The following is a 26,063-nucleotide window of genomic DNA, read 5'->3' as shown; positions in this document are numbered from 1 at the left end:
TTTAGTCTTCTAGAATATTTTTAAAGTCGTCTATATTATTTTCAAAAAGCTCAACTAGGTATGGGTCAAACTGTGTACCTTTATGCTCTATAATATATTTAGCAGCCTTATCAAAACTCCATGAGTCCTTATAAACTCTTTTATGTGTTAGTGCATCTAAAACATCTGCAAGAGCTACTATACGACCATAGATATGAATTTCTTCCCCTTTAAGACCTTGAGGATAACCTTTACCATTGTACTTTTCATGATGTTGATAAGCAATAATATCACTAGCTTGGATAAGTTTTCTCTTAGAATTTTTCAATATAGCATGTGCATTTATTGTATGTTCTTTTATCATAGAAAATTCTTCTTCACTTAATTTTCCAGGTTTATTTAAAATATTTTGATCTATTGTTATTTTGCCAATATCATGAAGGGCAGAAGCATGTTTTAGTATAAGGGCTTCATCATTATTTATAGATTTATGAAGTTTTGCTAATAACTCTGAAATATCAACTACCCTTTTAGTATGTTCTCCAGTTTCATCTATGGAAGATTCCATAAGTTCTGTAAGCATATAAATAATATCTCTTTGTGTTTCTTCTAGCTCTGTAAGAAGTCTATTTTCATTATGTTTTATCTTTACATTCAGATTAAGATTATTCTGCTCAAGTATTTTTTTTGCTCTATATAGTTCTAGATGTGTAGATACTCTAGAAATTAGTTCTGATGGATGAAAAGGTTTTGTAATGTAGTCAACTGCACCAAGTTCAAAACCATTTGTAATAGAGTCTATATCTGCTTTTGCTGTTAAAAAAATAATAGGAATTTTTTTAGTAATAAAATCATTTTTAAGAGTTTTAATGACATCAAATCCATTAATATCAGGCATCATTATATCTAGCAGTATAAGGTCAAAGTCTTTAGTCTTAACTATTTCAAGAGCTTGTGTTCCATTTACTGCAAATGAGAAATTATAGTTGTTTTCTTTTAATATATTCATAGCAACTTTTATATTGTCACTAACATCATCAACTATCAAAATATTGTATGATAAATCCATCCATATATCCTTAAGTGGATTAATTATATCATATTAAATATTTTTCAACAAAAATAATTCAAATCAATATATATTATTTATTTTACAACTCTATTAACTTCTGCAACATGTTCATTATTGTCTAGTTTAATTAATGAACTCAATCACTTCATCAAAATCTAATCTTTGTTGCTCTGATTGTTCATTTATTCTGTATCCAAAGGGAATAGCCATAGATAGTCTAAACTTACTCTTATCTATGTTTAAAATCTCTTCAACCTGATTTCTATCAAAACCTTCTATGGGACATGAGTCTATTCCTCTAATAGCTGCTGCACTCATCATATTTGCACCAGCGAATGCAGTCTGTTTAGCTGTCCATGCATATATGTTCTCGTCACTACTTAGAGTATCTGCCAGATGTTCTGCATATAGTTTTAGATAGAAGTCCAAATTCTCTTGAGACATATCACGTCTAGCAAATCTTTTCTCGGGAATTCCTGATTCTGGCTTTACTGACTCAATTCCAGCTAATATAATTACTAAATGTGAACAGGTAGTAATTTGTGCCTGATTCCAGCATGCAGGTCTTAGCTTAGCTTTTAAATCTTCATTTGTAATAACTAAAAATTTCCAAGCTTCCATACCGAACGATGAAGGAGATCTTCTTCCTGCATCCAGAATAAACTTTATATCTTCATCAGATATCTTTTTACTCTCATCAAATACTTTACATGCGTGTCTAAATCCCAATGACTCTTCAAATGTTTTTTCCATAATCTTTTCCTGTTTTATATAAAATTTTTCTCTAACACTTTTGTAAACTTTTTTAGCTCACTATCAATATCCAAATCACCTTTAAATATATCATGCACCGAATAAGTCTCTAAAGGCTCTGCACCACAAAACTGAAATGTTTTATGAGTAGCTATATTAGCTTCATCTAAAGAGAGTCCATCAAAAAAACCATCATTAGAAGAAAACTCACTAGTTGGACAGTTGTATGTAAGTGAAAGCATATATTTTTTATCCTGCATTAAACCACCGCTACCATAGCGTTTAGACGCATCTTCTCTGCTTCTTCCATCATTAATATATGTGACGCTATTTACACCAGTAGAAAATATTTCATCAATATATTTTTTTGTTATCCAAGGGACACCCATCCAATAAATAGGATATTGAAAGAGTATATAATCAGCCCAAGCAAACTTTTGCACTTCTTCTTTAACATCATAGTTACTCTCAACTACACTATGCTTTACGTTGAAGCCATTATTATTAAAAAATTCAGATGCAGAGTTTATATACATCCTTGTAAGATTACCTTCTGCTACTTCATCATATCTTTGATGTCCATTTATGATTAAAACATTTTTCATTACACTTTCCTTTAAGCTTTTTCTAAAATTTCAACAATAACATTAGTAGTATAAATATCGTCTATTCCCCACAAAGATGCCAACTCATTTGCATTGATTGCTAACTCTTGGATGCCATTTCTAGGAATACCTGCAGCTTCAAGTGTTGTTGGTGCTCCTATTTTAACAAACCACTCTTCAAGTTTTTTTATGCCCTTGCTAGAATCATCTTCATTAAAAATCTCTTTAGCAAATCTTTTAAACTGCGTAGGATTTTTACTTTCGTACCACTTCATCCAAGCAGGAATAACAACTCCAAGACCAGCACCATGAGCTACATTATATATAGCAGAAAGGGAGTGTTCAATCATATGATTTGGAAAATTTCCACCTTCTGTTCCCGCAGGTGTAAGTCCATTAAGAGCCTGAATAGCTACCCAAGCAAACTCAGCTCTTGCATCGTAATCATCTGGATTTTTTATTAAGACTTCTGTAGTCTCCATAACTGTCTTTATAATTGATTCAACTATTCTAGAACTAAAGTTTGGATGTAGGGTAGCTGTAAAATAGACTTCAATAGAGTGAGCGATAATATCAACTGCTGAATAAGCCAAGTAGTCCTTTGATACACTAGCCATTAGCTCTGGATTTACCACTGAAACAACAGGATTAACAACTACAGAAGATATAGAGTATTTCTGAGAAGTCTCATCATTCATAATAACAGAATTACCATTCATCTCACTAGCTGTTGCAGCTAATGTCATTACAGTAAACACAGGAATAGCCTCACTTATTTGAGCTTTATTTATAAAAAAGTCCCAAACATCACCATCATATTTTGCACCGACAGCTATAGCTTTAGCAGAGTCTACAACAGAACCACCACCAACACCAAGAACAGCCTGAAGTTTTTTCTCTTTTACTATTTTAATACCATCTTTTACTCTACTTAAGAGAGGATTACTAACAACACCGTCTAACTCTTCATAAGAGATGCCATACTTGTTTAAAGATTCAATTATTACTTTATATAGTCCATTTTTCTTTATACTGCCTGTTCCATATACAAGTAAAACACTCTTAATATTTGCTTCTTTTATATACTTACCAATATTATTTTCTTTTGCTCTACCAAATTCTATTTTAGTAGGATTGTAATACATAAAATCATTCATTTTACGGTGTCCTTTTTTTATTAACTTTTAAAAATTATATATCTTATGAACTTAAAACTCCCTTACGATACTTTAGGTAAGTAAGGGAGTTAAATTTACTTTGTGATATAATTACACCACAAGGAATATTATGTACTATGTAAATGACAAAGAGTTTAAATGCTCCGTAGGAGTAACATTGGATATTTTTAACGATAAATGGAAGATGAGCATTATTTGGCATCTGCTTGAAAATGATAAAAGATTTAAAGACCTACACGAAGAAATATCTGAGATAACTCAAAAGACTTTAACGGTCAAACTAAAAGAACTAGAGAGTAAAAATATTATCCATAGAGAAGTTTTTGCTGTAGTTCCACCAAAAGTTGTATATTCATTGACGCCCATTGGCAAAAAGCTTAGACCAGTATTGGAAAATATGTTTAACTGGGGTATAGACTACGTAGAAGAATTCGGAACTATTTCTGATATCAATACATGTGAAGTAAAACTATTTAAAAAATAATGGAAAATTTTGCTCTTATATTTGTAGCTATATTTATCGGCTACATCATTAACAAACGAGATATCTTCCCTAAAGATACTCCTATTATATTAAATCAATTTATCTTGTACATCTCACTACCGGCAATGGCTCTCTTGCAGATACCAAAGCTTAGCTTTTCTTTTGAAGTTCTTATACCAATTATCATTGCGTGGATAGTTATGGGGGTGAGTGCTATCGTAATATTTTACATATCTAAGATATTGAAATTTTCTAAAAATATTACCGGAGCTTTAATGCTTGTGGGGGTTTTAGGAAACACTACATTTGTCGGTATTCCAGTTATTCAGGCTTACTTTGGAAACTCAGCATTACCTTATATTTTAATGTATGATCAACTAGGCTCTTTTATAATGCTATCTACTTATGGTACATTTATTTCAGTATATTACTCTAGTACAGAGAATGTTAATATTAAAGCTATAGCTTTTAAAATCCTTACTTTTCCACCTTTTTTATCGCTGTTAATAGCACTATTTTTTATAGGAACTACATTTCACCCCCTAGTAATAAGTGTTTTATCGTCATTTGCAAGTACCATAGTTCCTTTGGCACTTGTTGCGGTAGGCTTGCAGTTAAGATTTAAACTTCCAAAAGAAGATTTAAGACCTTTTTTTAGTGCACTTGGTGTAAAACTAATTTTATCTCCGATTATTGCTATAATAATATCTATGATTTTTTCATGGGAGAGTAAAGCTGCTTTAGTCTCTATTATGGAAGCAGGAATGGGACCTATGATTACGGCAGGAGCAGTAGCTTCTATGGCAGGGTTAGCTCCAAGGCTAAGCTCTGCAATAGTTGGGTATGGCGTTCTTCTTTCGTTCTTAACAACTTGGATTTTATTTAAAATAATAACCTAAAAAAAGGCTATTATTTTTTATGTAGGGCTAGCTCTTTTTCTAAATATGCACCTGTGTAACTGCCATTGTCTTTATGAGAGATAGCCAAGTCTTCAGGTGAGCCCTCAGCGATAATCAAACCACCGCCTGAACCACCTTCTGGACCCATATCTATAACCCAGTCAGCATTTTTAATCATATCTAAGTTATGTTCTATAATAAGCACAGAGTTTCCAAGTTCTACAAAGTGATGCAAAACTTTTGTCAGTCTGTCAACATCAGCAAAGTGAAGTCCAGTTGTAGGTTCATCTAGTATATAAAGAGTCTTTCCTGTATCTTTACGGCTTAACTCTTTACTCAACTTAATTCTTTGAGCCTCACCACCGGAGAGTGTTACAGCATTTTGACCAAGAGCAATATAACCAAGACCTACATCAACAAGTGTTTTCATTTTTTGATGTATCTTTGGAATTGGTTTAAAAAAATCAAATGCTTCATCTACACTCATATTAAGAACATCAGAGATAGTTTTACCTTTGTAAAAAACTTCTAAAGTCTGCTGGTTATATCTAGTTCCAAGACAAGTATCACATTTAACCATGATATCTGGCAAGAAGTGCATCTCTATCTTGATTTCACCCTCACCCTGACACTTCTCACATCTACCACCTTTAACATTAAAGCTAAATCTTGAAGTAGTGTATCCGCGAATCTGGGACTCTTTGGTTTGAGAGAAAAGATTTCGTATCTCATCCATTACTCCGGTATATGTAGCAGGGTTTGAACGAGGAGTTCTACCTATGGGACTTTGGTCAAGATAGATAACTTTATCAACGTGCTCCAGTCCTGTAATCTCAACACCTGCAACTTTATTTACTTTTCTTGCATGGTTTAATAACTCTCTTGCAGTAGGTAGTAGCGTTTGGAGCATCAAAGAACTCTTTCCGCTTCCACTTACCCCTGTAATACACACAAAATTATTTAGTGGGATTTTTGCACTTAACTTTTCTATATTGTTTATAGTTACATTCTTAATCTCTATATATTTTTCTTGAGAACGTCTGTAAAAATACTCTATCTTCTTTCTTCCATATAAATAATCAGAAGTCAAAGTTTTAGCTTTTTTTAGCTTATCTAGTGTTCCGCTAAAAATAACATCACCACCAAACTTACCCGCACTAGGACCAATATCTACTATAAAGTCAGCATTTTCTATAGTCTCTTTGTCATGCTCAACAACGATAACGCTGTTGCCTTTTTCTTGAAGACTTCTAAGCGTGCGAATAAGCTTTTTAGTATCCCTTTCATGAAGACCGATACTTGGCTCATCAAGAACATACAAAACACCTGTTAAACCACTACCGATTTGAGATGCAATGCGAATTCTCTGAGCTTCACCACCACTGATGCTTCTCGCATCTCTTCCAAGTGTAATGTAACCGAGTCCAACATCAAACAAGAAGTAGAGTCTCTCTCGTATCTCATTTAAGATAGGCTGTGCCACCTGAGTATCTTGTGCATCAAGATATGAAAAATTATCCTCTTTTGCAAACCACTCGTAAGTTTTTCCTATTGGCATCTCTAAAAGTTCGGCTATACCTTTTTTACCTACTCTAACTGCTAAAGATTCTAGTTTTAGTCTGTTTGAATTACATACATTACATATTTTTTCACTCATATAGTCAGCTAACTCTTTTTCATCTTTAAACATATCATAGGCTATTTTAATTATTCCTGGCCACATTCTTTTTACTTCATGATTTTTCCAAAGAAAACTTACCTCTTCTATACCACCGTGTAAAATAGCCTTTTTCTGATGCTCTGGAAGTTCTGAGTAAGGAATTGTGATGTCAATGTCATTGTCAGCACAAAAACCCTTTAAAAAAGTAAAATAATAACCCTTGTTAAAACCATAAACAATCTTAACAGCGCCCTTTTCCACCGACAAATCAATATCTATTATTTTATCTTGGTCAAGTGCATATCTTAGACCTAGACCATCACACTCACTACAAGCACCCTTAGGAGAGTTAAATGAGAAAGAAAGAGGCTCAAGCGGGTCAAAGCTTATCTTACAGTCAAAACAGGCGTTATGCTCACTATAATGCATTTGAGATACACTTAAGTCCAGTTCTTTATGATTTAAGATATCTATCTCTAATTCGCCATAACTCTCTTTAAGAGCTTTTTCAACATCAGCTGCAATACGCTCTTTGTTTTCCGGCTTAACAACAACTCTGTCTATAACAACCTTGATTGTATGTTTTTTAGTCTTGCTTAGCTCTATCTCTTCATCAAGTCTAACCATAACACCGTCAATCATAGCTCTTACATAACCTTTGTGAACAAGAGACTCTAGCATATCAGCATAAGAACCTTTCTTTTCACGAACTAGAGGTGCTAAAAGTACAAGTTTAGCACCCTCTGGAAGTTTAGCAACTTCACCAATAATATCTGAAGCTGACATTTGCGAGATGACTTTTTTACATTTGTGACAGTGTTGAACACCGACACGAGCATATAAAAGTCTAAAGTAGTCATATATCTCTGTAATAGTTCCAACAGTTGAACGCGGATTTTTAGAAGTTGTTTTTTGATCAATTGCAATAGCAGGAGTAAGTCCCTCTATTTTATCCACATCAGGCTTTCCAACACGATCAAGAAACTGTCTTGCATAAGATGACAAAGACTCCATGTAACGTCTTTGCCCTTCTGCATATAGCGTATCAAATGCCAGTGTTGATTTACCACTTCCACTAATACCTGTCATCACAACCAATTCATTTTTTGGAATTGTTAAATTTATATTTTTTAAATTATTTTCTCTTGCGCCTGTTATTGTTATTACATCTTTTTTCTTCACATAAAACCTTTTAAATAAATATTCTTTGAACTAGATACAGCACTACTAAAAAGTAAAAAATAACTAATAGTCTTTTTTGCAAAGTTGTATCTACCTTCTCTTTTAAATAGATGCCAAAGTACACCCCAAACAGAGATGCCAAACCAATAACAACTCCACTCTCAAAATCAACATGACCTAATCTTGCATGAGAAATAAAACCTGCTATAGATGAGAAAACTACAAAAAACAGACCTGCTGAAATAGCTTTTTTTAATGGCACATGTAAAAAACCAACTAAAATAGGAACGAGGATTATGCTTCCTCCAACACCAATAGTCATACTTATAGCACCTAATAAAAAACCTATAATAAATAGTACAACTTTGTTTACATCTCTTTGAGCTTTTTCTTGTTTTGTTTTAAAAAAAAGTCTAGTAAGTGCAAAAATTGCAAAAGCTAAAAATATCATCTCTAACATTTCATCACTAAAACTAGATGTAATATTTCCGCTAAGAAGTGCTCCGATAAAACCGCCAATACCTATGGTGCCTATCATTGCAACGTCAAGTGTGCCTTTTTTATTATTTATATAACTTCCAAATACAGAACTAAAAACCATTTGCACAACGGCGATTCCAATTGCTATTTTTGTCTCATACCCAAGTAATAAAAGAAGTGGAACTAAAATTGTTCCACCACCAATGCCAAAAAAACCTGAAACAATTCCAACAATAACACCAAGAAATATCAATTCAATCATTAACAACCATTAAAACTTTTAGCGAATTGTACTCCGACTAGGCTTTATAGTTGATTTATTATTCATACTTTAATTTTACTTTGAGATTGAATGAAGTATAATCAAGCCAATAAAGGGTAAAAATGTTAAAAACTATAATTCAAGCCTCAGAAAATTTTTGTATACATCAAATCCGTGAGCCACATGTCATCAGTGATGGCATCAATGAAAAGATAACATTAATTGCTTATATTGACATATCTGCTCAAGACGATAAAAAACATAGAATTTATATAGCTTCTGATAAAAATTTTATGCAGAGAATTTCAAAACTTTTTCTAGAAGAAGATGAGAGTGATGAGGAGACTTTAATAGATATGACACTAGAAACTGCTAACTTAATTGTTGGAAGTGCTAAAGTAATTGCTGAAGAAGCCGATGAAAACCCATATACTATCGACACACCTCACTTTGAAAAAATAGATAACTTTGATTTTGCATATGATGAAGCAAAAATTGTTAAAATTGAAAATGATGAAATGATAATAGCGATTAAGGAACTGTAATTGGCTAAAAATAGAAAGCATAGCTACGGGGAAAAAGATATCCCATTTAATGAAGATAAAGAATTATCATGGATGAACTATAGTGGTCTTTTGGATATGGAAGTAGAATTTGTATCTGATCTTGGCGAGACAGAGTTAACTATAGCTGATATATTAAAACTAGAAAAAGGCTCTATAATAGACCTTAAAAAGCCTGCGGGTGAGAGTGTTGAATCTTATGTAAATGGTCGTATACTAGGCAAAGGTGAAGTTATGGTTTATGAGAAAAATCTTGCTATTCGTATCAATGAGGTACTAGACTCCAGTGCTGTTTTATACCATCTTTCAAAAGAGAGACTATGATTAGACTTTTACTTATTTTTCTTCTTCCTCTAGCCCTTAATGCCTCGAAAATTCTAAGTTACAATATTTATGACAGAACAGATAGAGCAGATGTTATGATTACTTTTGACACTCCTTATGAAGGAATCATAAAACAAAGCATCTCACAATCAAAAATTGTCATCAAACTTACAGATGCTAAAATAGAGTCTACAAAATTAAAAAAATTATCTTCTAAATATTTACACTCTCTTAGCATAACTCCAATGTCTGGATATGCTCAGATAGTTGCATCTGTTTCAGATTCTGTAACACTAAAAGCATCTAAAACATCTGATGCTTATGGACTAAGACTTAGATTTAGCTTAAAAGCTCCAGAACAAGTAAAAGAGCCCGTATCTCAAAATAACAATATACTTGCATCTCTGCCTACAAAAAAAGATGGAGAGATGACTCAAAGTTACTATATCGTAGTTGTTATACTAATCGTTGGAATAATTCTTTTACTTATTATCAAAAGAAAAGCTGTTCCAAAAAATAAACAAGAAGAAAAAAAATCTTGGTTGTTTAAAGATAATCAGACAACTGATTCTTTAATGGAAAATAACGTATCTATTAGATTTCAAAAGAGTATAGATAATACAAATAGTGTTGTTATGCTTGATTTTGGTGAACAGAGTTATCTTGTACTAATGGGTGCAGGTAATATTTTACTCGATAAGTTTACAGACAATAAGCCTGTGACGCAGGAAGATTTTGAGAGTATTTTACAAAGTAGACATCAAGAATTAGATGAATTTTTATCCTTAAAAGATGAAAAAAAAGAGCCTCTACAGGCATATAAAGAGAGAGCAGCTTCTATATCTTACGAAGCCTAAGGCTTCTTTGAATCTCTCTCAAATCTCTCTCTAAGTAATTTTTTAATCATCTTAATATTTGCCATATTAAGCTCGTAACTATCATCCATCATTTTATTCATATGAAAAACTTCGGTTACAGTGATTCCATATGGATCTTTTTTCTCTTTAGTTATTTTTTCATTATCATCAAAAGAGTATAAATATAGGTTTTTACGCCCTTTTTGTATATAGTAAGTTAAAACTATTTCATCACTATATTTTTTTTCAATAGCAACGACAACTCTTTGGTTCTCTTGATACTCTTCATTAAGCTCAAGAAGTTCTTTTGCATTCTCTATACTGAGATAACCAATATAAAATTTATTATATAAGTCATGGTATCTCTGAATTGTATCTTTCATTAAAAAGCCCATATCTATTATATGTTTTTTATGAGACCTAATAGTTTTTGTGATCCACGACATTGTGTTGTAATATCTGAATTGGTAAAGTTTAAATGAATGTGCTTCAACCATTTCTTGAGATTCAACTTTTGATATAGGCTCTAACTCTTTTGTGTCTGGATTTTTTATATAATCTAAAACATTTTGCGCAGAAAACTCTTTTGTAAACCATACTTTACAATAATCTGGGAACTGTCTTGTTCCAGTAGCACCCTCATTTAATATAATAAGTGCTTTTATTTCGTAGTCTGGAAAGATGGTCTCAAGAAGTGCTTTTTTCTTCCTAAGCCTCTTTCTAAGTTTCAAAACAGATTTTACAAGAGTCATCTCAACAAAATAAAGTTCTTTATCTTTAGTGACTAGCATCGCATCAAACTCGCTAATCTCTCTACTTTTTGTTCTATATACTATTTGCTGTTTTTCACTTATAGAAAGTGTATTTGCATGTGCCTTTTGTCTGCCTTGATGAAAACCTTTGAGAATAAACTTCTCTATATTGTCATTTTCTTCGGCATATCTTAAAAGTTTTTCATATATGAAATTCTCATATACTTCACCCTCAAAAGAGCGATATGAGCTTAGAAAAAGAGTGTCCTCTTCATCTATACCTTTTTTTATTAGAGAGAGTAAATGCTTAACATTATACTCATAGTGAAAAATATTATCACCTATGTCACTATCATCTAAAGTTTGGATTGATTTACTGATTTCTAGCATGTATTAGCCATTAAGTCACCTGCTCACTATTTTTAAAGAAGTCATCTATTACAGCGCGATACTCACCAATATCAGAGATATGGTTTACGCTGTTTCTAAGTGCTGAGGCACCTTTGTAACCTTTAGAGTATGTATGTGTATGCTTTCTAAACATAGCCACACCATGTAAGCCATAAAACTCTATCATTTTGTCAAAGTGCTCCATGATTATATCATGCTTAATATTATTGTCAATATCTTCACTACCAGTGCGAAGCTGATGAAAAATCCATGGAGCACCAACAGCACCCCTTCCAATCATTACACCATCGCTACCAGTATGCTCTAATACCCACTTTGCTTTTTCATACGAGTCTATATCTCCATTTGCTATTACAGGAATAGATACAGCCTCTTTTATCTCTTTTATTGCATCATAATCAACAGCGGCTTTAAACTTTCCTGCACGAGTTCTACCGTGAACAGCTAAAAAGTCAGCACCACTATCTTCAACCATTTTTGCAATATCTATATGATTTTTCTCTTCGAATCCAAGTCTAATCTTTACACTGGTAAGGCTTTTATTTGAAGTCTCTTTTATCGTTTTAATAATATCACCCATAAGAGGAAGGTTTAATAGTAGAGAACTTCCACTTCCATGTCCAACAACTTTTGGAACCGGACACCCACAGTTTAAGTCAAGAATATCTATGCCGTTATATTCATTAAGAACTTCAACGGCGCGTCTTACCATATCACTCTGTGAACCAGATATTTGCACAGAGTAAGGGTCTTCTATTGGTGCTTTTTGTAGCATATGGAGAGTTTTTTCAGAGCCGTGAGCGAGAGCATTTGAGCTTAGCATCTCACTTACTGTAAGATCAGCTCCAAATTTTTTAACTACACTCCTAAAAGGCAGGTCAGTAAAACCTGCAAGTGGAGCTAATACATAAATTGGTTTGTCAAAAGAGAGTTTATCAATCATTAAATAAACAAGTTGATATTGAAGTTTTTACCACACTCTTTTAGTGCACTATAAGCCTTAAAGTTTAAGTACTCATCATCTTGTGTGTTTTGCAACAGATCATTAGCCGGAGCCAGCATTTCTAAATCAAAAAGTGTAAACATTCGAGCTTCAATTGCATCTTCTCTAGTTTCACTTAGTATCTCAAAAAGTTTCATTCTCTGTTCTGGAATCATAGTAGTTGAAAGAGTACTTGAGATTTTAATAAGATCTTTTGCATCTAAATCTAAAACTTTAATAAAAGAGATTAAAACTTCGTTTGAAATTGCTAAAGTATTTTCATCTGCATTAATTCTTGCTAAAATATCAAACAGAGACTCTTTGGTTAAAAAAGATTTGTGTTGTTCTATTTTACTTAGTGGAGCAGTTTTAACTAAATCAGCATATGCTTCTTTTACTAAAGTATCATCATGATTTTGGACATGATTTAAAATATTATCAGCAGTTATATCACCTTTTTTGTAACGGTTTCTATCGTTTTGGATTACTAAAGCATTTCCAGGTTTGAGTCCATACTTTTTAAGCTCTACAATTTCTCCATTTTTAATGTCTTGTATAACTTTTAAAACAGCATCAAGTTTTTCATTCTGAGTACTCATATTTAAAGAAGAATTTGGAAATAGAGTTGTATTGTCTATTATAGAACCCAGCAGCTGATATCTAGGAGTTTTATATATATGTTTTCGTTCATCTTTTGCCAGATAAGCATCAGCAATGGCATCTATAACTTTTTCATAGTCTTTATCATATTTACGAAGTTTGAAGCTCGATAACATAGAATAAAATGCCATATGAAAAACACTAGAAATGTATAAAATCACAAGAGGAACAATAACCCAGATTGCAATAGGAAGCGATGGTAATGATACACCAAACACTTCAATAGCAGTTGTATCTTGAGAAACGTATGCTTGAACATACCATCCCACTAAAGCAATCAGGATTAGTGACGCTATTGTATATCTTTTTATATACATAAATTTGCTCCTTAAATTAACTAGACTTTTCTACTATTTCTCTACAGTCGATGCAGTATATAGCATGAGGTTTCACTTTTAAACGTTGGAAACCTATTGGGTCTTCACACATTTCACATATTCCGTAATCACCATGAGCAATTTTACCTAAAGTGACATGAATCTCAACAAGTTCTTTTTCTTGTTGAAAGACTATTGCACTCTCTATCATAGAATTATTATTAACAGAAGCATGATCACCCTCATCGTTTAACTCTAAAGAATTAAGCTGATCTAACTCATCATTGACACCTGAAATGTTCTTGATTATTTGTACTTTTCTACTTTCTAAAATCTCTTTAAAGTAGTTTAATTCACTATCTTGCACTGACTGTCCTTACTTATGATATGGATGGTTACTTAATATGGAAAAACCTCTATAAATCTGTTCTAGCAAAACTGCTTTTGCTATTTTGTGACTCATAGTAAGTTTACCTAAACTTATTACAGAATTACTTTGTTTTAAAAAGCTATCTTCAAAACCGTAAGCACCACCTACGAAAAATTTAATGGACATTTTATCATTTAAAAGCTTACTAAATTCAAAACTATCGATTAATTTTCCATCAGGGTGCAAACTTATGCAAAAACTGTTCTTTGTGTATGGCTCCAAAGCACGTGTATATGCTTGTTTTGAGGCCTCTGGTGAAATAGTGTGTGATTTTGCTACATCTTTAGAGAAAATTTCAATATCTTCCACTTTTGCAAAGCGAGAAATCATTTTTGTTAGCTCTTTATATAGAGGGTCATAAGTTGACCTCTCTTTTTTTGCTATAGAAACAATATCTATTTTCATTTTATTAATCCACTACCAACAACTATATAGGTTACATTTGAAAATTCATCATCAAGCATTACCCCACCGATTGCCGCTACAAGATGTTTTGATTTTGAAGCTATTGCATCTAAATCTGAGCCTAAAACACCTATAATATCTTTTTTTGTTGTTGTATTTCTATATGCTCCTAAACCTATATAATTTAAATCCATCTCATTAGCTTGGAGAACTTCTTCTTCGTTATGAGTTGATATTCCTAAAAGTTTCTCTTTTTTTATAACATTTCTTAGAATTTTTACCGCTTTACATACATCTTCATCAATTGCTTTGAGGTCATCTTGTCCAACATGAACACCATCACAAAACTCTATCAGCTCATATGCATCATTGACTATTAAAAAACCATCATAGTTTTTACGTATAAAAATAAGTTGTTGTTTTATAAAAGCAATATCAGCATTTTTATTTCTATACTGAATAATTTCGGCATTATTAGCTTTTGCTATCTCTATAAATTTTTCTAAAGGCATACCTCTTTTGTCGAGAAGTTCTTGGTCACATAATGCATAAAGACGCATTAAGCTGCTTTGTTTAGAAGTGTTAAAATATCTGAAATTGTCTTTTTAAGTTCGTTTCTATTTACTATCATGTCAACAGAACCTTTCTCAAGTAGAAATTCTGCTCTTTGAAAACCATCTGGAAGAGCCGAACCAATAGTCTGCTCGATAACTCTCTGCCCAGCAAAACCAATAAGAGCACCAGGCTCAGCTATAATAATGTCTCCAAGTGTTGCAAATGAAGCACTAACACCACCCATAGTAGGATCAGTAAGAACTGATATGTAAGGCAGTTTGTGATTCGCTAATTTTGCAAGAGCAGCTGATGTTTTACTCATTTGTAAAAGAGAATATGTACTCTCTTGCATTCTAGCTCCACCACTAGCACTCAAGATTATAAGACCCTCTTTTTTCTCTATAGCACGATTTACCGCTCTAACAATCTTTTCACCTTCAACTGAACCTAATGATCCACCCATAAAACCAAAGTCAAAGATTACAATTTGTGCAGATACGCCATTCATAACAATTTCACCGCTAACTACCGATGATTTTCTTCCAGTTTTAGCAAAACCTTCTTCGATTCTTTTTATATATGTTTTAGAATCTACAAATTTCAGAGGATCAACAGGATGAAGATTTCCATCATATTCAACAAATGTACCTTCATCTTCTAGGAGCTTGATTCTCTCTTTTACACCTATACGAAGGTGAAATCCACATTTTGGACAAACGTAGTTTTGATTTTCAACTTCCTTGTAATACATAAGAGAGTGACATGATTTACACTTCACCCAGTGAGAAGAAGATTCGTTTTTAGTTACTTGTTTTTTGTCAGAGCTAAAAGAAAAAATGCTTAAGAGGTTCAAAGAATATCCTTATTATATAAAAATTATCCGCGATTATATCGTATTTATACTTTAAAAATTAAATGCAACACCAAATTTTAGATAATTGTTATATGCTGTGCTGTCTGGTTCATAATAATATTTACCACTTAGAGCATCGTATTCTGCACCAGATGCTACAATTACCTGCTTTTGAAAAGTTGCTTCAAAAAACAGATCTATATTTTTGTTGTAACTATAAGTTATTGGGATAGAAAGCTCCCAGATAGTTGCTCCACCGAGAGTAAAGTCAAGTTCTGGATTTGATGATGTCATCACAGTATCAAAACCATGCTGATACTCTATATTTGCAGCTAGTTTCACTCTATCTGAGAGCATAGCACTCATACCTATAACAGGCTTTAGATAGTACCATTTATATACTTCTACCTGTGAAGCTGAAAGTGCTCTCTCCCACTCACGATAACCTAGTCCTATTCCATAACTAAATTCAAATATATTGTTATAAATATTTGTGTGTATATATGAAACATCTGTATCTATTATGGCATTTTGTGTCGTAGAGACCACACTTCCATAAGGGCCACCGCCAGAAAGAAGTGAACCTATATATTTTGTTTCACCGCTTAATGAAAGTAAGTTTATTTTTACATGCGAATATGCTGATTCATCTTTGTCAAACAGGTATCCTAAACTAATCTCAGTACCTGTGATATCCCCATATTCAGACTCTTCACTATCTAAAATCTGCCCATTTATATCATACTCTCTATAGTCCATGCTCATGCCAACCATAGCAACAGAAGCAGTAATATAAGACTCTTTTGCATATACATTACTTATAGTAAAGCTAAGAAGTAACCATATGTATAAAATTATTTTTCTATTTTGTTTATTAATTTTATTTCCCCTAAGATAGTTTATAACATATTAGCAAATATATTATTAAGATATATATAAAAACTAAAGCTAGTAGAACAATAATAATTAAAAGTAATGTGTTACTTTACATAAAGTGCATAAAACAGATATATCTTCTAAAAAGAGTGATTAAAAAATAAAATAGTGTGTAATATGATAATTTAATTATATTTTTATCACTAATGTATCTCTTTTTTTTGATATATGACTATAAATTATGATAACATTATGTAAATATTCACTAGGAGAGAAAATGAAAAGAAAAATATTAATGATGGTAGCAACTGTATTTGCTGCATTTACAATGAGCGGTTGTACTGCAATGAATTTAGGTGTTAAATTCATGGGCTTTGATGAAAAAACACAAGTAGCTTATGCTGATATGATGGATATAGTTGATGAGACAGGTGATCCGGCTCAAGCTATGATGAAAGAGTGGTTAGTTACGGATGAAGAGTTAACTGAAGAAGATATATTTGATGAGATGAAATCATTAGCTGGTGATTACAACATGAGATTTGTTGGTGAAAAACCAATGTTTAGAATCAAAGACCCTAAACCAGATCAAATATCACGTGCTAGAATTGGTGAATTTTGTTCTTTAGGTGTTGCTAAAAAAATGTTAGACCACTCTCGCTTTTATGGTGGATTTATGCCGTGTCGTGTAATTTATGTTGAGTATGGTGATGGTAGAAGATACTTAATATCTATGGATATGACTCTTGCACTTTATGGTGGAACTGATGTAAAACCAATTAGCTCAGAGCTTATGGCTGACATGGAAAATGTTAAAACAGCGATGGAACAAATTCCTTTAAAAGCTGCTGGTTATGATACTCAATTAGAAGCTGATAAAGCAATGATTAAATATTATACGGAAAAAGGTATCAAAGAAAGAATGCCTACTATCAAAAAATAATTTGATTCTTTTGTTCGTTCCCACTTTGTAAGTGGGAACGAATATATCAGAGTTCATTTTAACAAAACCCCTTAACATCTACTAAACCTTTTACACACTTATATCTCATTTAAATAATTAAAAGTACAGAGAGTCCCGCTCAAAAGAGCAGGAGTAAGATAGAATATTTTGATTATTTAAGTAGAGATTTTGCGATGCTTCTAGCTGCTTCACGTCCATCATAAGCTGCTGTAACAACAAGATCAGCACCTCTATAACAGTCACCACCGGCATAGATGCCAGAAGTAGTTGTCTCGTGCGTCTCCTCGTTTATAATGATTCCACCCCAAGTGTTTGTCTCAATACCATTCTCGTGTAAAAATGATGGAACTTCAGGATCAAAACCTAAAGACATAATAACTACATCAGCGTTAACTCTTGTTTCGCTTCCTTTAATCTCTTCCATTCTTTGACGACCACTATCATCTTTTGAACCAAGGTTAGTTTTAATAATTTCCACTGCGACAGCTTTTGAGTCTTCATTTAAAATAATTGCTTTTGGTGAAGCGTTAAACATAAAGTCAACACCCTCTTCCATAGCATTTTTGTACTCTTTTTTACTTCCTGGCATATTGTTAGCATCTCTACGATAAAGACAGTTTACACTTCTTGCATCTTCCCTTTTAGCAGTTCTAAGACAATCCATAGCAGTATCTCCACCACCGATAACAACAACATTCAAGTCTTTAAAGTCAAATTTCTTGTCATATGAAAGTTTGAAGTTCTTTCTCTGCATAGCAGTAAGGTAATCCATAGCATCATAAACATTAGAAGCTTTCTCACCAGATAAAGAAGCTCTTTTTGCCTTAGTAGCACCAACACCTATGAATATAGCATCATGCGAGTTAGCTAAATCTTCAAAAGTGATGTCTTTTCCTACTTCACAGTTAAGAATCAGTTTAAGTCCAGCTTCTTCAAGCAGTTTTACGCGGCGTTCAACTATTTTCTTATCCAGTTTAAAGTTAGGGATACCATAAGTAAGAAGCCCACCCGCACGGTCACTTCTCTCATACATAGTTACTGCGATACCTGAACGAAGAAGGTATGTAGCAGCAGAAAGACCAGCAGGTCCACTTCCTATAACTGCAACGCTTTTATCAGTAGTAATACCAGGAAACTCTGGCTTATAACCAGCCTTAAAACCATCTTCTGTTATGTGAGTCTCAATAGAACCAATAGTGATAGCACCATGCCCATCATTCAAAGTACAGTCACCCTCACATAATCTATCATGTGGACAAACTCTACCCATAACTTCAGGAAAAGGCGAAGGCTCATTTGATAGTTTAAATGCAAATTCCAAATCTTTTTCAGCAACAGCCTTTAGCCACTGAGGAATATAGTTATGTAGTGGGCATTTATTTAGACAAAAAGGATCGCCACACTGGATACATCTTTCACTCTGAGAAGCTGCTTCACTACGCTCAAACACTTCATAAATCTCACCAAAATCTTTTGTTCTCTCAACGACTAATCTTTTAGCAGGGTCTAGTCTCTCAGTTGTTAAATATTCTTTCATAATTAGTCTCCTTTGTCTATGCTAAGAGGTAGTTTTGTTAAGTTTTTAGGTTTTATTAACCAAAAACTTCTCACTTCTACTCTGAAGTTTTCAAGTAGTTCTTTAACTTTTATACTCTCAGTCTCAACTACATAATCTTTTAGTAATTTTTTAAGTAAGTGTCTAGCATCTGCACCATCATCTGTATCGATACGAATAGCTTCAACTAACTCACGATTAACATTTTCAACAAAACTATGATCTTCATCATATACAAATGCTACACCACCTGTCATACCGGCACCAAAGTTAATACCTGTGCGACCTAAAATTGCAACAATACCACCAGTCATATACTCACAAGCATTATCACCACTACCTTCAACAATAGCTATGGCACCTGAATTACGAACTGCAAATCTCTCTCCAACGCTTCCAGAGATATAAAGCTTACCGCCTGTAGCACCATAGAGACAAGTGTTACCACCTGCACTATACTCTTCGCCTTCGTTATCTGACTTAATAATGATTTTACCACCGTGCATACCTTTACCGATATAGTCATTTGCTACACCTTTTAGGTAAATAGATACACCATGAATCAAAAATGCACCTAAAGCTTGACCTGCAATACCATTTAGGTTGATTTTAATAGTGTCAGCTTTTAGACCTGTATCTCCATAATATTGTGCTATTTCACCGGAAATCAATGCACCAAAACTTCTATGAATATTTTTAATCTCTCTAGTGATTCTAATCGGATGCTCAGGATGCTTGATAGCACTCATAGCCTCTTCTAGAACATCATGCTCAAACACATTGTCATCAAAAGGATGATTAAATCTTTGTTGATGAGTATTTACACCCTCTTCTTCATGTAAAATAGAGGAAAAGTCAAATTTTTGTGCAAATTTGTCATCTACAACTTTAAGTAAATCAACACGACCTACCATCTCTTCAATAGTTGAAAAGCCTAGTTCAGCCATAATAGAACGAATGTCTTCAGCTAAAAGAGTAAAGTAGTTGATAACTTGATCAACATGTCCTTTAAAGAAGTCTTGGCGAAGTTTTTCGTTTTGAGTTGCAATACCTACAGAACATTTATTTACGTGACAGATACGAAGCATTTTACAACCAACAATAGTAAGAACACCTGTACCAAATGCGTAAGATTCAGCACCCAAAAGTGCGGCTTTTACAACATCAAGACCTGACTTAAGACCACCATCTGCTTGAAGTTCAACAAGACCACGAAGGTTATTAGCTTTAAGAGCATTATGAGCTTCACTAAGTCCAATTTCCCATGGATTACCGGCAAACTTGATAGAAGTTAGTGGAGCAGCACCAGTACCACCATCACCACCAGAGATGATAATTTTATCTGCATATGCTTTAGCAACACCCGCAGCAATAGTACCAACACCAATAGTAGAAACCAACTTAACTGCCACTCTAGCTTTAGGATTAACCTGTTTGATGTCAAAAATAAGCTGTGATAAATCCTCAATAGAGTAAATATCGTGGTGTGGTGGAGGTGAAATAAGTGTTACACCAGGAACAGTATGGCGTAACTTACCAATTAACGCAGTTACTTTATGTCCTGGGAGTTGACCACCTTCACCAGGTTTAGCACCCTGAGCAACTTTAATCTGTATCTCTTCAGCACTTCTAAGATATGCAGGAGTAACACCAAATCTACCAGATGCAACTTGCTTGATTTTAGATACTCTTTCAGTTCCAAAACGCGCTGCATCTTCTCCACCCTCACCTGAGTTTGATTGAGCACCGATTCTATTCATTGCGATAGCAATAGTCTCATGAGCTTCAGGAGATATAGAACCAAGACTCATAGCAGCAGATGCAAATCTTTTAAAGATTTTTTCCTTTGACTCTACTTTTGAAATATCAATAGCTTTTCTATCTGATTTAATTTCAAAGAAATCACGGATAAACTTTAGACCACGTTTATTTACTAAGTTTTTTAGTTTATTATAATCCTCAGTTTTACCACTATCTGCCATTGCATGAATAGCATGAATAACAGCAGGACCAAAATCGTGGTGTTCTTGCTCACTATAAAACTTATAAAATCCACCGATATTCAGTGGAAATATTTTTTTGAAACCATCTTCTACAAATGCTTCTTTATGGTACTTAGTAATTCTCTCATCTATATCTTCATAATTTAATCCGCCGAGCTCTGAGTTTGAACTCTCAAAACAATCTTTAACAATCTCATCATTGAGACCAAGAACATCAAATAGTCCAGCATTACGGTAAGAAGCGATAGTTGCAATACCCATTTTAGACATAATTTTAAGAATACCAGCATTTAGTGAGCCATGTACTGACTTTATTCCTTCACTACAATCCATAGTCATCATATTTGATGATTCTATTTTATCTATAACTGTTGCAAAAAGAAGGTTAGGATAAACAGCACTTGCTCCATAACCGATAAGTACAGCTGCACTATGCGAATCAATAACTTCACCAGTTATACATATCATAGATGTAAGATGACGAATTTTAGCTTTAAGCAGCGCAAAATTCAAACGACCGACAACCATAGCCATAGGTATGATTTTATTGTTTAAACTAAACTCATAATCATCTAAAATAATTATTCTAGTACCTTCATTTTCAACTGAATTAATAACTTTAATAACTAAAGCATCTAAAGCATCTTTTAGAGAACCAGTATATGCTGTTGAAAATGTAGTGTTATGATAAAAGGCTTTATAACGAGGTGACTTCTTGTCTCCAAATGATTTTAGTACATCCAATTTTTCATAAGTAATAATAGGAGAAATAGATTTAAGACGATGCGCATGAGAAGGAATTTCATCTAATATATTATGAACCTCACCAAAACCGGTATTTAGACTCATAACAACTTTTTCACGAATCGGGTCAATCGGTGGATTTGTTACTTGAGCAAATTTCTGTTTAAAATAATCAGTAAAGTTTCTCTGTTTATTTGAAAATGCTGCAAGAGGTGTATCATCACCCATAGAGCCAACAGCCTCTTTCGAATCAACTATCATCGGCTCAATTACTTGCTCAACTACCTCTTGAGTAATATTAAAGAATCTTTGTCTTTTAATGAAGTTTTCTTTCTCAAATTCACATTTAGTAGCATAGTTGACCTCTACATGCTCTTGTAGGTAGATCATATGCTCATTTAACCACTTCATATAAGGGTTTGAGCTTTTTAAATAATCATTTATCTGCTCATTTTTAAGAAGTTTTCCAAATTTAAGGTCAAGTCCTAACATTTCACCCGATTGAAGACGCCCTCTCTCTTTGATGTCTTCTTCTGCAATATCTACAACACCATACTCACTAGCTATTAGAAGATTATCATCTTTTGTAACTATATATTTTGATGGGCGAAGACCATTTCTATCTAATACGCACCCAATATAACGGCCATCTGTTACAGAGAATGCTGCTGGACCGTCCCACGCTTCAAATACGGTAGAGTGATACTCATAAAATGCACGAAGTTCCGGATCCATATGAGGAGCATTTTGCCAAGCTGAAGGAATAACACCACGAACAGCTTTAAAGAAATCCATACCATTAACAATAAGAAATTCAAAAAAGTTATCTGCAGATGCACTATCAGAAGAGTTAAGTTGTAAGATAGGAAGAATTCTTTCAATCTCCTCTTGTGTAAATACTTCACTCTTGATAGACTCAGATTTTATCTCTACATTTATACGGTTACCTTCAACTGAGTTTATTTCACCATTATGTGCTACTGCACGGAATGGTTGCGCAAGTCTCCATTCAGGAAGAGTATTTGTTGAAAATCTTTGGTGAAAAAGCGAAAATGATATTTTGAAATCTTCACTTTGAAGGTCTCTATAAAACTCTTTAATATGCGTAGGCATAACAAGACCCTTATATGAAAGAACTTTTGAGCTCATAGAAGAGATATAGAAGTCTCTGTCCTCTATAAGTTTATGCTCAGCCTCTTTACGAGAAAGATACAAAAGTGCATCAAATCTATTTGTAGCCATAATAGAGTTTGGTGTAATAAAAACCTGAACAATATTTGGTAATGAAGCTATAGCTTGATCACCAAGTGCATTTGTATCTACAGGTACATCACGAGTAAGTACAACTTTTAGGTCATTATTGATACAAATCTCTTCTAAAATTTCTAAATGTGCTCTATTTTTTGTAAAAACAGAAGCTACTGCAAACTGCTTAGGTAATTCAATACCACTACCAGATGCTTCATTACGAAGAAACTCTTCTGGCATAGACAATAGCAGACCGCTACCATCTCCTGTTTTTCCATCTGCTGCAACTGCACCACGATGCATCATTCTCTCTAATGCAGTTACTGCATCATTTAAAACTTTGTGAGATGCTTTGTTTTTGATATTGGCTATAAGTCCAAAACCACAGTTGTCCTTAAATGATCTTAATAAATCATGATGTTCTGTCATAATCACTCCAAAATTTGTAAATTCGTCACTAATTTTATATAAATTTAATCTCTTTTTAAACATACTTAGTATATTTAGAGACAAGGTTAAGTATTTTACTATTTAAAGGTTTAAAGAAGTATAATATCAGTAAAATTTCTATAATAAATTTTAAATATGTGTATAAAAGAAGCAAAAAATGCAGGGTTACATCATCAATCTTAACAAAGTTAAAGATGAAGATTTAATAGTTACAATAATATCAAAGGGCAGCTTAGATAATCTTTATAGATTCTATGGAGCAAGACATGGTGTCATAAATCTTGGATTTAAAATAGATTTCGAGAAAGAAGAGAGTGCAAAATCTAGTATCTCTAGACTCAAAGATGTTATACATATAGGTTTCAAATGGATAAACGATTATAGACTTCTTAAACTTTGGCAAGATTTTCTGTCACTCTTTCATAAACATCTCAGAGATGCAGAGGAGTTAGATGATTTTTACTTTGATCTTTTAGATTATGCATCCCAAAATTGGGACAAACAAAATCCAAAAAGAGTAGCCATAGAGGCATATGCTAAGCTTCTGGAAAATGAAGGAAGGCTTCATGAAGAGCTTAACTGTTTTTTGTGCTCACTGCCAATAGAAGAGAAAGAGATATCTTTAGTACGAGCATTTTTACCAACACACAAGGCTTGTTCTCACACTCTTGGTATAAACAAAGAAGCTCTTATAGAGCTGTTTGAAAACAAATCATCTATATTTTTAAATGATAAAGAAGTTGACAGACTTTGGTATCTTCTTCTTCAAGGTCTCTAAGTATTATTTTGTTTTTTTAGCAACTATGGAAGCAACTTTTACTCTCTCACCTTTCATATTTGTATCAATACGCTCTTCATAATAGATAACATCTAAACCTATGAAGTAGTGCAGAAGTTCATTCTTACGCAAAAGATAATCCAAGTTCATCGTAGGCAGTTTAAAATCACCATGAGCAACTAAAAATGTCTCAAAAATGATTACACCGTCTGGTTTTAGTGCATCTTTCATCTGAGATACTAAACGGCGATTTAAATAGTTTACATTTACTATAAGATCATACTTTTTAGGAGTTATATTGTACTTATCTAAATCTGTTTCTATTTTATTAATAGTAGGTGAATTTTTAATAAGTTCAAGTGCATAATCAGAAATATCTACAGCATCTACATCAAAACCTTTCTCAGCTAAAAAGTGAGTATTTCTACCTGTTCCACATGCTAAATCTATTGCTTGACCAACATTTACATATTTTATATATTTTTCAATTATCGGAGTAACGTGATCTGGCATCGGACTCTCTTTATATCTTTCGTTCCATTTTTGCTTATCTTCTATCATTGTTTTTCCTTTTCAAAATTCTAGGTAACTTCTTTTTTTATAATAATTTATCATACCTGAGTTTAATAGATAAAAAGTTGTTTTATGTCAGGAGAGTCTATTTTTATACTCTTCATATCCGAACTCTTTTATCGTTTGTAAACTCTTGTCTTTTCTTTTTATCATAAGTGATGGAAGTTTTATTCCATTAAAAGTTGTATTTTTAACAAAAGTGTAGTGAATTTGGTCTTCAAAGATTATTTTATCTCCAATCTTTAAGGCTTTATCAAAAGAGTAATCACCCATAATATCACCTGCAAGACAGGTGTTTCCACCAAATCTATATGTAAATTCTTTCTCTCCTGCTTCGCCAGAGTCTCTCACATCTGCACGATATGGCATAGCAAGTGTGTCTGGCATGTGAGCTTCTGCTGAAGTATCCAAAATCGCTATCTTCATACCGTTGTCAACTATATCTAAAACAGAACTTACTAAAACACCTGTCTCCCAGCCAACAGCTTCACCAGGTTCTAGGTAGATTTCTACATCATATTTTGCTTTGAACTCTTTAATAATTCTGATTAGTTTTTCAACATCATAACCTTTTTTAGTTATGTGATGTCCGCCACCAAAGTTGATGTAATGCAAACCCTTGAAGTATTTTGAAAATTTCTCTTCAAAAGCCTTTAAAACATCTTCTAGTTCATCTGCTCCTTGTTCACAAAGAGCGTGAAAGTTAAGTCCGTCTATATATTTCAAAACTTTCTCATCAAAGTTTGCAAGAGTAGTTCCTAAACGACTGTAGATGCCACAAGGGTTATATATCTCTTTTGGAGATGCAGAGTGTTCAGGGTTTATACGCAAAGAGATGCTGGCATCTGGGTTTACCTTTTTTACTCTTTTAGCGTATTTAAAGAGCTGGCTTGGAGAGTTAAACACTACATGATTTGATATTTGTGCTATCTCATCAATATCTTCATCTTTATATGCAGGCGAATAAGTATGAACTTCTTTGCCAAACTTCTCATATGCTAGCTTTGCCTCATGAAGTCCACTTGCAGTACAGCCTTGTAAGTACTCTCTTATCTGAGGAAATGTACTCCACATAGCAAAGCCCTTAAGAGCCAATATAATCTTTGCCCCACTCTCTTTTTGCACATAATCAAGTAATTTTAGATTATTTTCTAAAAGCTCTTCTTCACAGATATAACATGGTGTTTTAATGTTTTGATATTCTTTCAT

25 protein-coding genes are annotated in these 26,063 nt (G+C 33.2%); 7 read left to right on the top strand and 18 right to left on the bottom strand.

What is annotated here, in order from left to right:
* Nucleotide 1: 1 nt before the first annotated feature.
* From ACLHDE_RS06455 to ACLHDE_RS06440, 4 genes are all read right to left on the bottom strand, one after another.
* A complete protein-coding gene (locus ACLHDE_RS06455; RefSeq protein ID WP_415398382.1) occupies nucleotides 2-1,048 on the bottom strand; it encodes an HD domain-containing phosphohydrolase in 1,047 nt (348 codons plus the stop codon).
* Nucleotides 1,049-1,174: 126 nt separating this feature from the next.
* The gene (locus ACLHDE_RS06450; protein ID WP_415398381.1) at nucleotides 1,175-1,804 is read right to left on the bottom strand and encodes an NAD(P)H-dependent oxidoreductase; all 630 of its coding nucleotides are present in this window, start codon (nucleotides 1,802-1,804) and stop codon (nucleotides 1,175-1,177) included.
* 14 nt (nucleotides 1,805-1,818) lie between these two features.
* Nucleotides 1,819-2,409, bottom strand: coding sequence for an NAD(P)H-dependent oxidoreductase (locus tag ACLHDE_RS06445; RefSeq protein WP_415398380.1), 591 nt, complete (start codon nucleotides 2,407-2,409; stop codon nucleotides 1,819-1,821).
* An 11-nt stretch (nucleotides 2,410-2,420) separates the two neighbouring features.
* Complete coding sequence (locus ACLHDE_RS06440; RefSeq protein ID WP_415398379.1) at nucleotides 2,421-3,566, bottom strand: iron-containing alcohol dehydrogenase; 1,146 nt, start codon at nucleotides 3,564-3,566, stop codon at nucleotides 2,421-2,423.
* A gap of 130 nt (nucleotides 3,567-3,696) precedes the next feature.
* Between ACLHDE_RS06440 and ACLHDE_RS06435 the strand changes: the two genes are divergently transcribed.
* Both ACLHDE_RS06435 and ACLHDE_RS06430 read left to right on the top strand, forming a co-directional pair.
* Complete coding sequence (locus tag ACLHDE_RS06435) at nucleotides 3,697-4,071, top strand: winged helix-turn-helix transcriptional regulator (protein WP_415398378.1); 375 nt, start codon at nucleotides 3,697-3,699, stop codon at nucleotides 4,069-4,071.
* Entirely contained in the window at nucleotides 4,071-4,970 is a 900-nt protein-coding gene (locus ACLHDE_RS06430) for an AEC family transporter (protein WP_415398377.1), read from the top strand. Before ACLHDE_RS06435 ends, ACLHDE_RS06430 begins: the two co-directional genes overlap by 1 nt.
* A 10-nt stretch (nucleotides 4,971-4,980) precedes the next feature.
* Here ACLHDE_RS06430 and uvrA read toward each other — a convergent pair whose 3' ends face one another.
* Nucleotides 4,981-7,812: an excinuclease ABC subunit UvrA gene (gene uvrA, locus ACLHDE_RS06425; RefSeq protein ID WP_415398376.1), complete on the bottom strand. Its 2,832-nt coding sequence runs from the start codon at nucleotides 7,810-7,812 to the stop codon at nucleotides 4,981-4,983.
* Between the two features lie 10 nt (nucleotides 7,813-7,822).
* A complete protein-coding gene (locus ACLHDE_RS06420) occupies nucleotides 7,823-8,554 on the bottom strand; it encodes a sulfite exporter TauE/SafE family protein (protein ID WP_415398375.1) in 732 nt (243 codons plus the stop codon).
* Nucleotides 8,555-8,676: 122 nt separating this feature from the next.
* Here ACLHDE_RS06420 and ACLHDE_RS06415 point away from each other — a divergent pair, with 122 nt between their 5' ends.
* The 3 genes from ACLHDE_RS06415 (at nucleotide 8,677) to ACLHDE_RS06405 (ending at nucleotide 10,298) form a co-directional block, all read left to right on the top strand.
* Nucleotides 8,677-9,099, top strand: coding sequence for a chemotaxis protein CheX (locus tag ACLHDE_RS06415; RefSeq protein ID WP_415398374.1), 423 nt, complete (start codon nucleotides 8,677-8,679; stop codon nucleotides 9,097-9,099).
* A gap of 72 nt (nucleotides 9,100-9,171) precedes the next feature.
* A complete protein-coding gene (gene fliN, locus ACLHDE_RS06410) occupies nucleotides 9,172-9,441 on the top strand; it encodes a flagellar motor switch protein FliN (protein WP_415398519.1) in 270 nt (89 codons plus the stop codon).
* The gene (locus tag ACLHDE_RS06405) at nucleotides 9,438-10,298 is read left to right on the top strand and encodes a hypothetical protein (protein WP_415398373.1); all 861 of its coding nucleotides are present in this window, start codon (nucleotides 9,438-9,440) and stop codon (nucleotides 10,296-10,298) included. The genes fliN and ACLHDE_RS06405 overlap by 4 nt, the downstream gene beginning before the upstream one ends.
* Here ACLHDE_RS06405 and ACLHDE_RS06400 read toward each other — a convergent pair.
* Genes ACLHDE_RS06400 through ACLHDE_RS06365 form a run of 8 tightly spaced genes read right to left on the bottom strand, consistent with a single transcriptional unit; the run spans nucleotide 10,295 to nucleotide 16,422 of the window.
* Nucleotides 10,295-11,440 (bottom strand): hypothetical protein, encoded by a 1,146-nt coding sequence (locus tag ACLHDE_RS06400; RefSeq protein WP_415398372.1) that lies wholly within the window; start codon nucleotides 11,438-11,440, stop codon nucleotides 10,295-10,297. The two genes, ACLHDE_RS06405 and ACLHDE_RS06400, sit on opposite strands and share 4 nt — an antisense overlap.
* Before the next feature lie 10 nt (nucleotides 11,441-11,450).
* Nucleotides 11,451-12,404: a tRNA dihydrouridine synthase DusB gene (gene dusB, locus ACLHDE_RS06395; protein WP_415398371.1), complete on the bottom strand. Its 954-nt coding sequence runs from the start codon at nucleotides 12,402-12,404 to the stop codon at nucleotides 11,451-11,453.
* Nucleotides 12,404-13,420 carry a hypothetical protein gene (locus tag ACLHDE_RS06390; protein ID WP_415398370.1) on the bottom strand — a complete coding sequence of 339 codons (1,017 nt, stop codon included), beginning with the start codon at nucleotides 13,418-13,420 and terminating at the stop codon, nucleotides 12,404-12,406. Before ACLHDE_RS06390 ends, dusB begins: the two co-directional genes overlap by 1 nt.
* 16 nt (nucleotides 13,421-13,436) lie before the next feature.
* Complete coding sequence (gene dksA / locus ACLHDE_RS06385) at nucleotides 13,437-13,787, bottom strand: RNA polymerase-binding protein DksA (RefSeq protein WP_415398369.1); 351 nt, start codon at nucleotides 13,785-13,787, stop codon at nucleotides 13,437-13,439.
* A gap of 9 nt (nucleotides 13,788-13,796) precedes the next feature.
* Nucleotides 13,797-14,255, bottom strand: a complete 459-nt coding sequence (locus ACLHDE_RS06380) for a 23S rRNA (pseudouridine(1915)-N(3))-methyltransferase RlmH (protein WP_415398368.1) — start codon at nucleotides 14,253-14,255, stop codon at nucleotides 13,797-13,799.
* On the bottom strand, nucleotides 14,252-14,815 hold the full coding sequence (locus tag ACLHDE_RS06375; RefSeq protein WP_415398367.1) for a thiamine phosphate synthase: 564 nt from the start codon (nucleotides 14,813-14,815) through the stop codon (nucleotides 14,252-14,254). Before ACLHDE_RS06375 ends, ACLHDE_RS06380 begins: the two co-directional genes overlap by 4 nt.
* Complete coding sequence (gene accD / locus ACLHDE_RS06370; protein WP_415398366.1) at nucleotides 14,815-15,663, bottom strand: acetyl-CoA carboxylase, carboxyltransferase subunit beta; 849 nt, start codon at nucleotides 15,661-15,663, stop codon at nucleotides 14,815-14,817. Before accD ends, ACLHDE_RS06375 begins: the two co-directional genes overlap by 1 nt.
* A 51-nt stretch (nucleotides 15,664-15,714) precedes the next feature.
* The gene (locus tag ACLHDE_RS06365; protein WP_415398365.1) at nucleotides 15,715-16,422 is read right to left on the bottom strand and encodes a hypothetical protein; all 708 of its coding nucleotides are present in this window, start codon (nucleotides 16,420-16,422) and stop codon (nucleotides 15,715-15,717) included.
* Between the two features lie 394 nt (nucleotides 16,423-16,816).
* Between ACLHDE_RS06365 and ACLHDE_RS06360 the strand changes: the two genes are divergently transcribed.
* Nucleotides 16,817-17,482 carry a DUF302 domain-containing protein gene (locus tag ACLHDE_RS06360; protein ID WP_415398364.1) on the top strand — a complete coding sequence of 222 codons (666 nt, stop codon included), beginning with the start codon at nucleotides 16,817-16,819 and terminating at the stop codon, nucleotides 17,480-17,482.
* A gap of 172 nt (nucleotides 17,483-17,654) precedes the next feature.
* On the opposite strand, the gene ACLHDE_RS06355 is transcribed toward ACLHDE_RS06360, so the two are convergent.
* A complete protein-coding gene (locus ACLHDE_RS06355; protein WP_415398363.1) occupies nucleotides 17,655-19,040 on the bottom strand; it encodes a glutamate synthase subunit beta in 1,386 nt (461 codons plus the stop codon).
* Between the two features lie 2 nt (nucleotides 19,041-19,042).
* Nucleotides 19,043-23,482, bottom strand: a complete 4,440-nt coding sequence (gltB, locus tag ACLHDE_RS06350; RefSeq protein WP_415398362.1) for a glutamate synthase large subunit — start codon at nucleotides 23,480-23,482, stop codon at nucleotides 19,043-19,045.
* A 178-nt stretch (nucleotides 23,483-23,660) separates the two neighbouring features.
* Here gltB and recO point away from each other — a divergent pair, with 178 nt between their 5' ends.
* Complete coding sequence (gene recO, locus ACLHDE_RS06345) at nucleotides 23,661-24,281, top strand: recombination protein RecO (protein WP_415398361.1); 621 nt, start codon at nucleotides 23,661-23,663, stop codon at nucleotides 24,279-24,281.
* 3 nt (nucleotides 24,282-24,284) lie between these two features.
* Here the strand turns inward: recO and ACLHDE_RS06340 are convergent, their stop codons facing one another.
* Together ACLHDE_RS06340 and nspC are read right to left on the bottom strand one after the other, a co-directional pair.
* On the bottom strand, nucleotides 24,285-24,842 hold the full coding sequence (locus ACLHDE_RS06340) for a class I SAM-dependent methyltransferase (RefSeq protein ID WP_415398360.1): 558 nt from the start codon (nucleotides 24,840-24,842) through the stop codon (nucleotides 24,285-24,287).
* An 87-nt stretch (nucleotides 24,843-24,929) separates the two neighbouring features.
* Nucleotides 24,930-26,063: a carboxynorspermidine decarboxylase gene (gene nspC, locus ACLHDE_RS06335; RefSeq protein WP_415398359.1), complete on the bottom strand. Its 1,134-nt coding sequence runs from the start codon at nucleotides 26,061-26,063 to the stop codon at nucleotides 24,930-24,932.

The organism is Sulfurimonas iocasae (genome assembly GCF_047716755.1).
GTDB lineage: Bacteria > Campylobacterota > Campylobacteria > Campylobacterales > Sulfurimonadaceae > Sulfurimonas.
Note: the sequence above shows the minus strand (reverse complement) of the source record. Positions and strands in the feature narration are given on the sequence as shown.

Excerpts from the sequence above, each read along its gene's own strand:
- ACLHDE_RS06445 (WP_415398380.1), bottom strand. The coding sequence starts at position 2,409 with ATGAAAAATGTTTTAATCATAAATGGACATCAAAGATATGATGAAGTA.
- ACLHDE_RS06340 (WP_415398360.1), bottom strand. The coding sequence starts at position 24,842 with ATGATAGAAGATAAGCAAAAATGGAACGAAAGATATAAAGAGAGTCCG.
- ACLHDE_RS06375 (WP_415398367.1), bottom strand. The coding sequence starts at position 14,815 with ATGCGTCTTTATGCATTATGTGACCAAGAACTTCTCGACAAAAGAGGT.
- ACLHDE_RS06435 (WP_415398378.1), top strand. The coding sequence starts at position 3,697 with ATGTACTATGTAAATGACAAAGAGTTTAAATGCTCCGTAGGAGTAACA.
- ACLHDE_RS06360 (WP_415398364.1), top strand. The coding sequence starts at position 16,817 with ATGAAAAGAAAAATATTAATGATGGTAGCAACTGTATTTGCTGCATTT.
- ACLHDE_RS06440 (WP_415398379.1), bottom strand. The coding sequence starts at position 3,566 with ATGAATGATTTTATGTATTACAATCCTACTAAAATAGAATTTGGTAGA.
- ACLHDE_RS06400 (WP_415398372.1), bottom strand. The coding sequence starts at position 11,440 with ATGCTAGAAATCAGTAAATCAATCCAAACTTTAGATGATAGTGACATA.
- ACLHDE_RS06420 (WP_415398375.1), bottom strand. The coding sequence starts at position 8,554 with ATGATTGAATTGATATTTCTTGGTGTTATTGTTGGAATTGTTTCAGGT.
- dusB (WP_415398371.1), bottom strand. The coding sequence starts at position 12,404 with ATGATTGATAAACTCTCTTTTGACAAACCAATTTATGTATTAGCTCCA.
- ACLHDE_RS06380 (WP_415398368.1), bottom strand. The coding sequence starts at position 14,255 with ATGAAAATAGATATTGTTTCTATAGCAAAAAAAGAGAGGTCAACTTAT.
- ACLHDE_RS06430 (WP_415398377.1), top strand. The coding sequence starts at position 4,071 with ATGGAAAATTTTGCTCTTATATTTGTAGCTATATTTATCGGCTACATC.
- ACLHDE_RS06355 (WP_415398363.1), bottom strand. The coding sequence starts at position 19,040 with ATGAAAGAATATTTAACAACTGAGAGACTAGACCCTGCTAAAAGATTA.
- nspC (WP_415398359.1), bottom strand. The coding sequence starts at position 26,063 with ATGAAAGAATATCAAAACATTAAAACACCATGTTATATCTGTGAAGAA.
- recO (WP_415398361.1), top strand. The coding sequence starts at position 23,661 with ATGCAGGGTTACATCATCAATCTTAACAAAGTTAAAGATGAAGATTTA.
- ACLHDE_RS06405 (WP_415398373.1), top strand. The coding sequence starts at position 9,438 with ATGATTAGACTTTTACTTATTTTTCTTCTTCCTCTAGCCCTTAATGCC.
- ACLHDE_RS06455 (WP_415398382.1), bottom strand. The coding sequence starts at position 1,048 with ATGGATTTATCATACAATATTTTGATAGTTGATGATGTTAGTGACAAT.
- ACLHDE_RS06365 (WP_415398365.1), bottom strand. The coding sequence starts at position 16,422 with ATGGACTATAGAGAGTATGATATAAATGGGCAGATTTTAGATAGTGAA.
- ACLHDE_RS06415 (WP_415398374.1), top strand. The coding sequence starts at position 8,677 with ATGTTAAAAACTATAATTCAAGCCTCAGAAAATTTTTGTATACATCAA.
- ACLHDE_RS06390 (WP_415398370.1), bottom strand. The coding sequence starts at position 13,420 with ATGTATATAAAAAGATATACAATAGCGTCACTAATCCTGATTGCTTTA.
- ACLHDE_RS06450 (WP_415398381.1), bottom strand. The coding sequence starts at position 1,804 with ATGGAAAAAACATTTGAAGAGTCATTGGGATTTAGACACGCATGTAAA.
- fliN (WP_415398519.1), top strand. The coding sequence starts at position 9,172 with ATGAACTATAGTGGTCTTTTGGATATGGAAGTAGAATTTGTATCTGAT.
- gltB (WP_415398362.1), bottom strand. The coding sequence starts at position 23,482 with ATGACAGAACATCATGATTTATTAAGATCATTTAAGGACAACTGTGGT.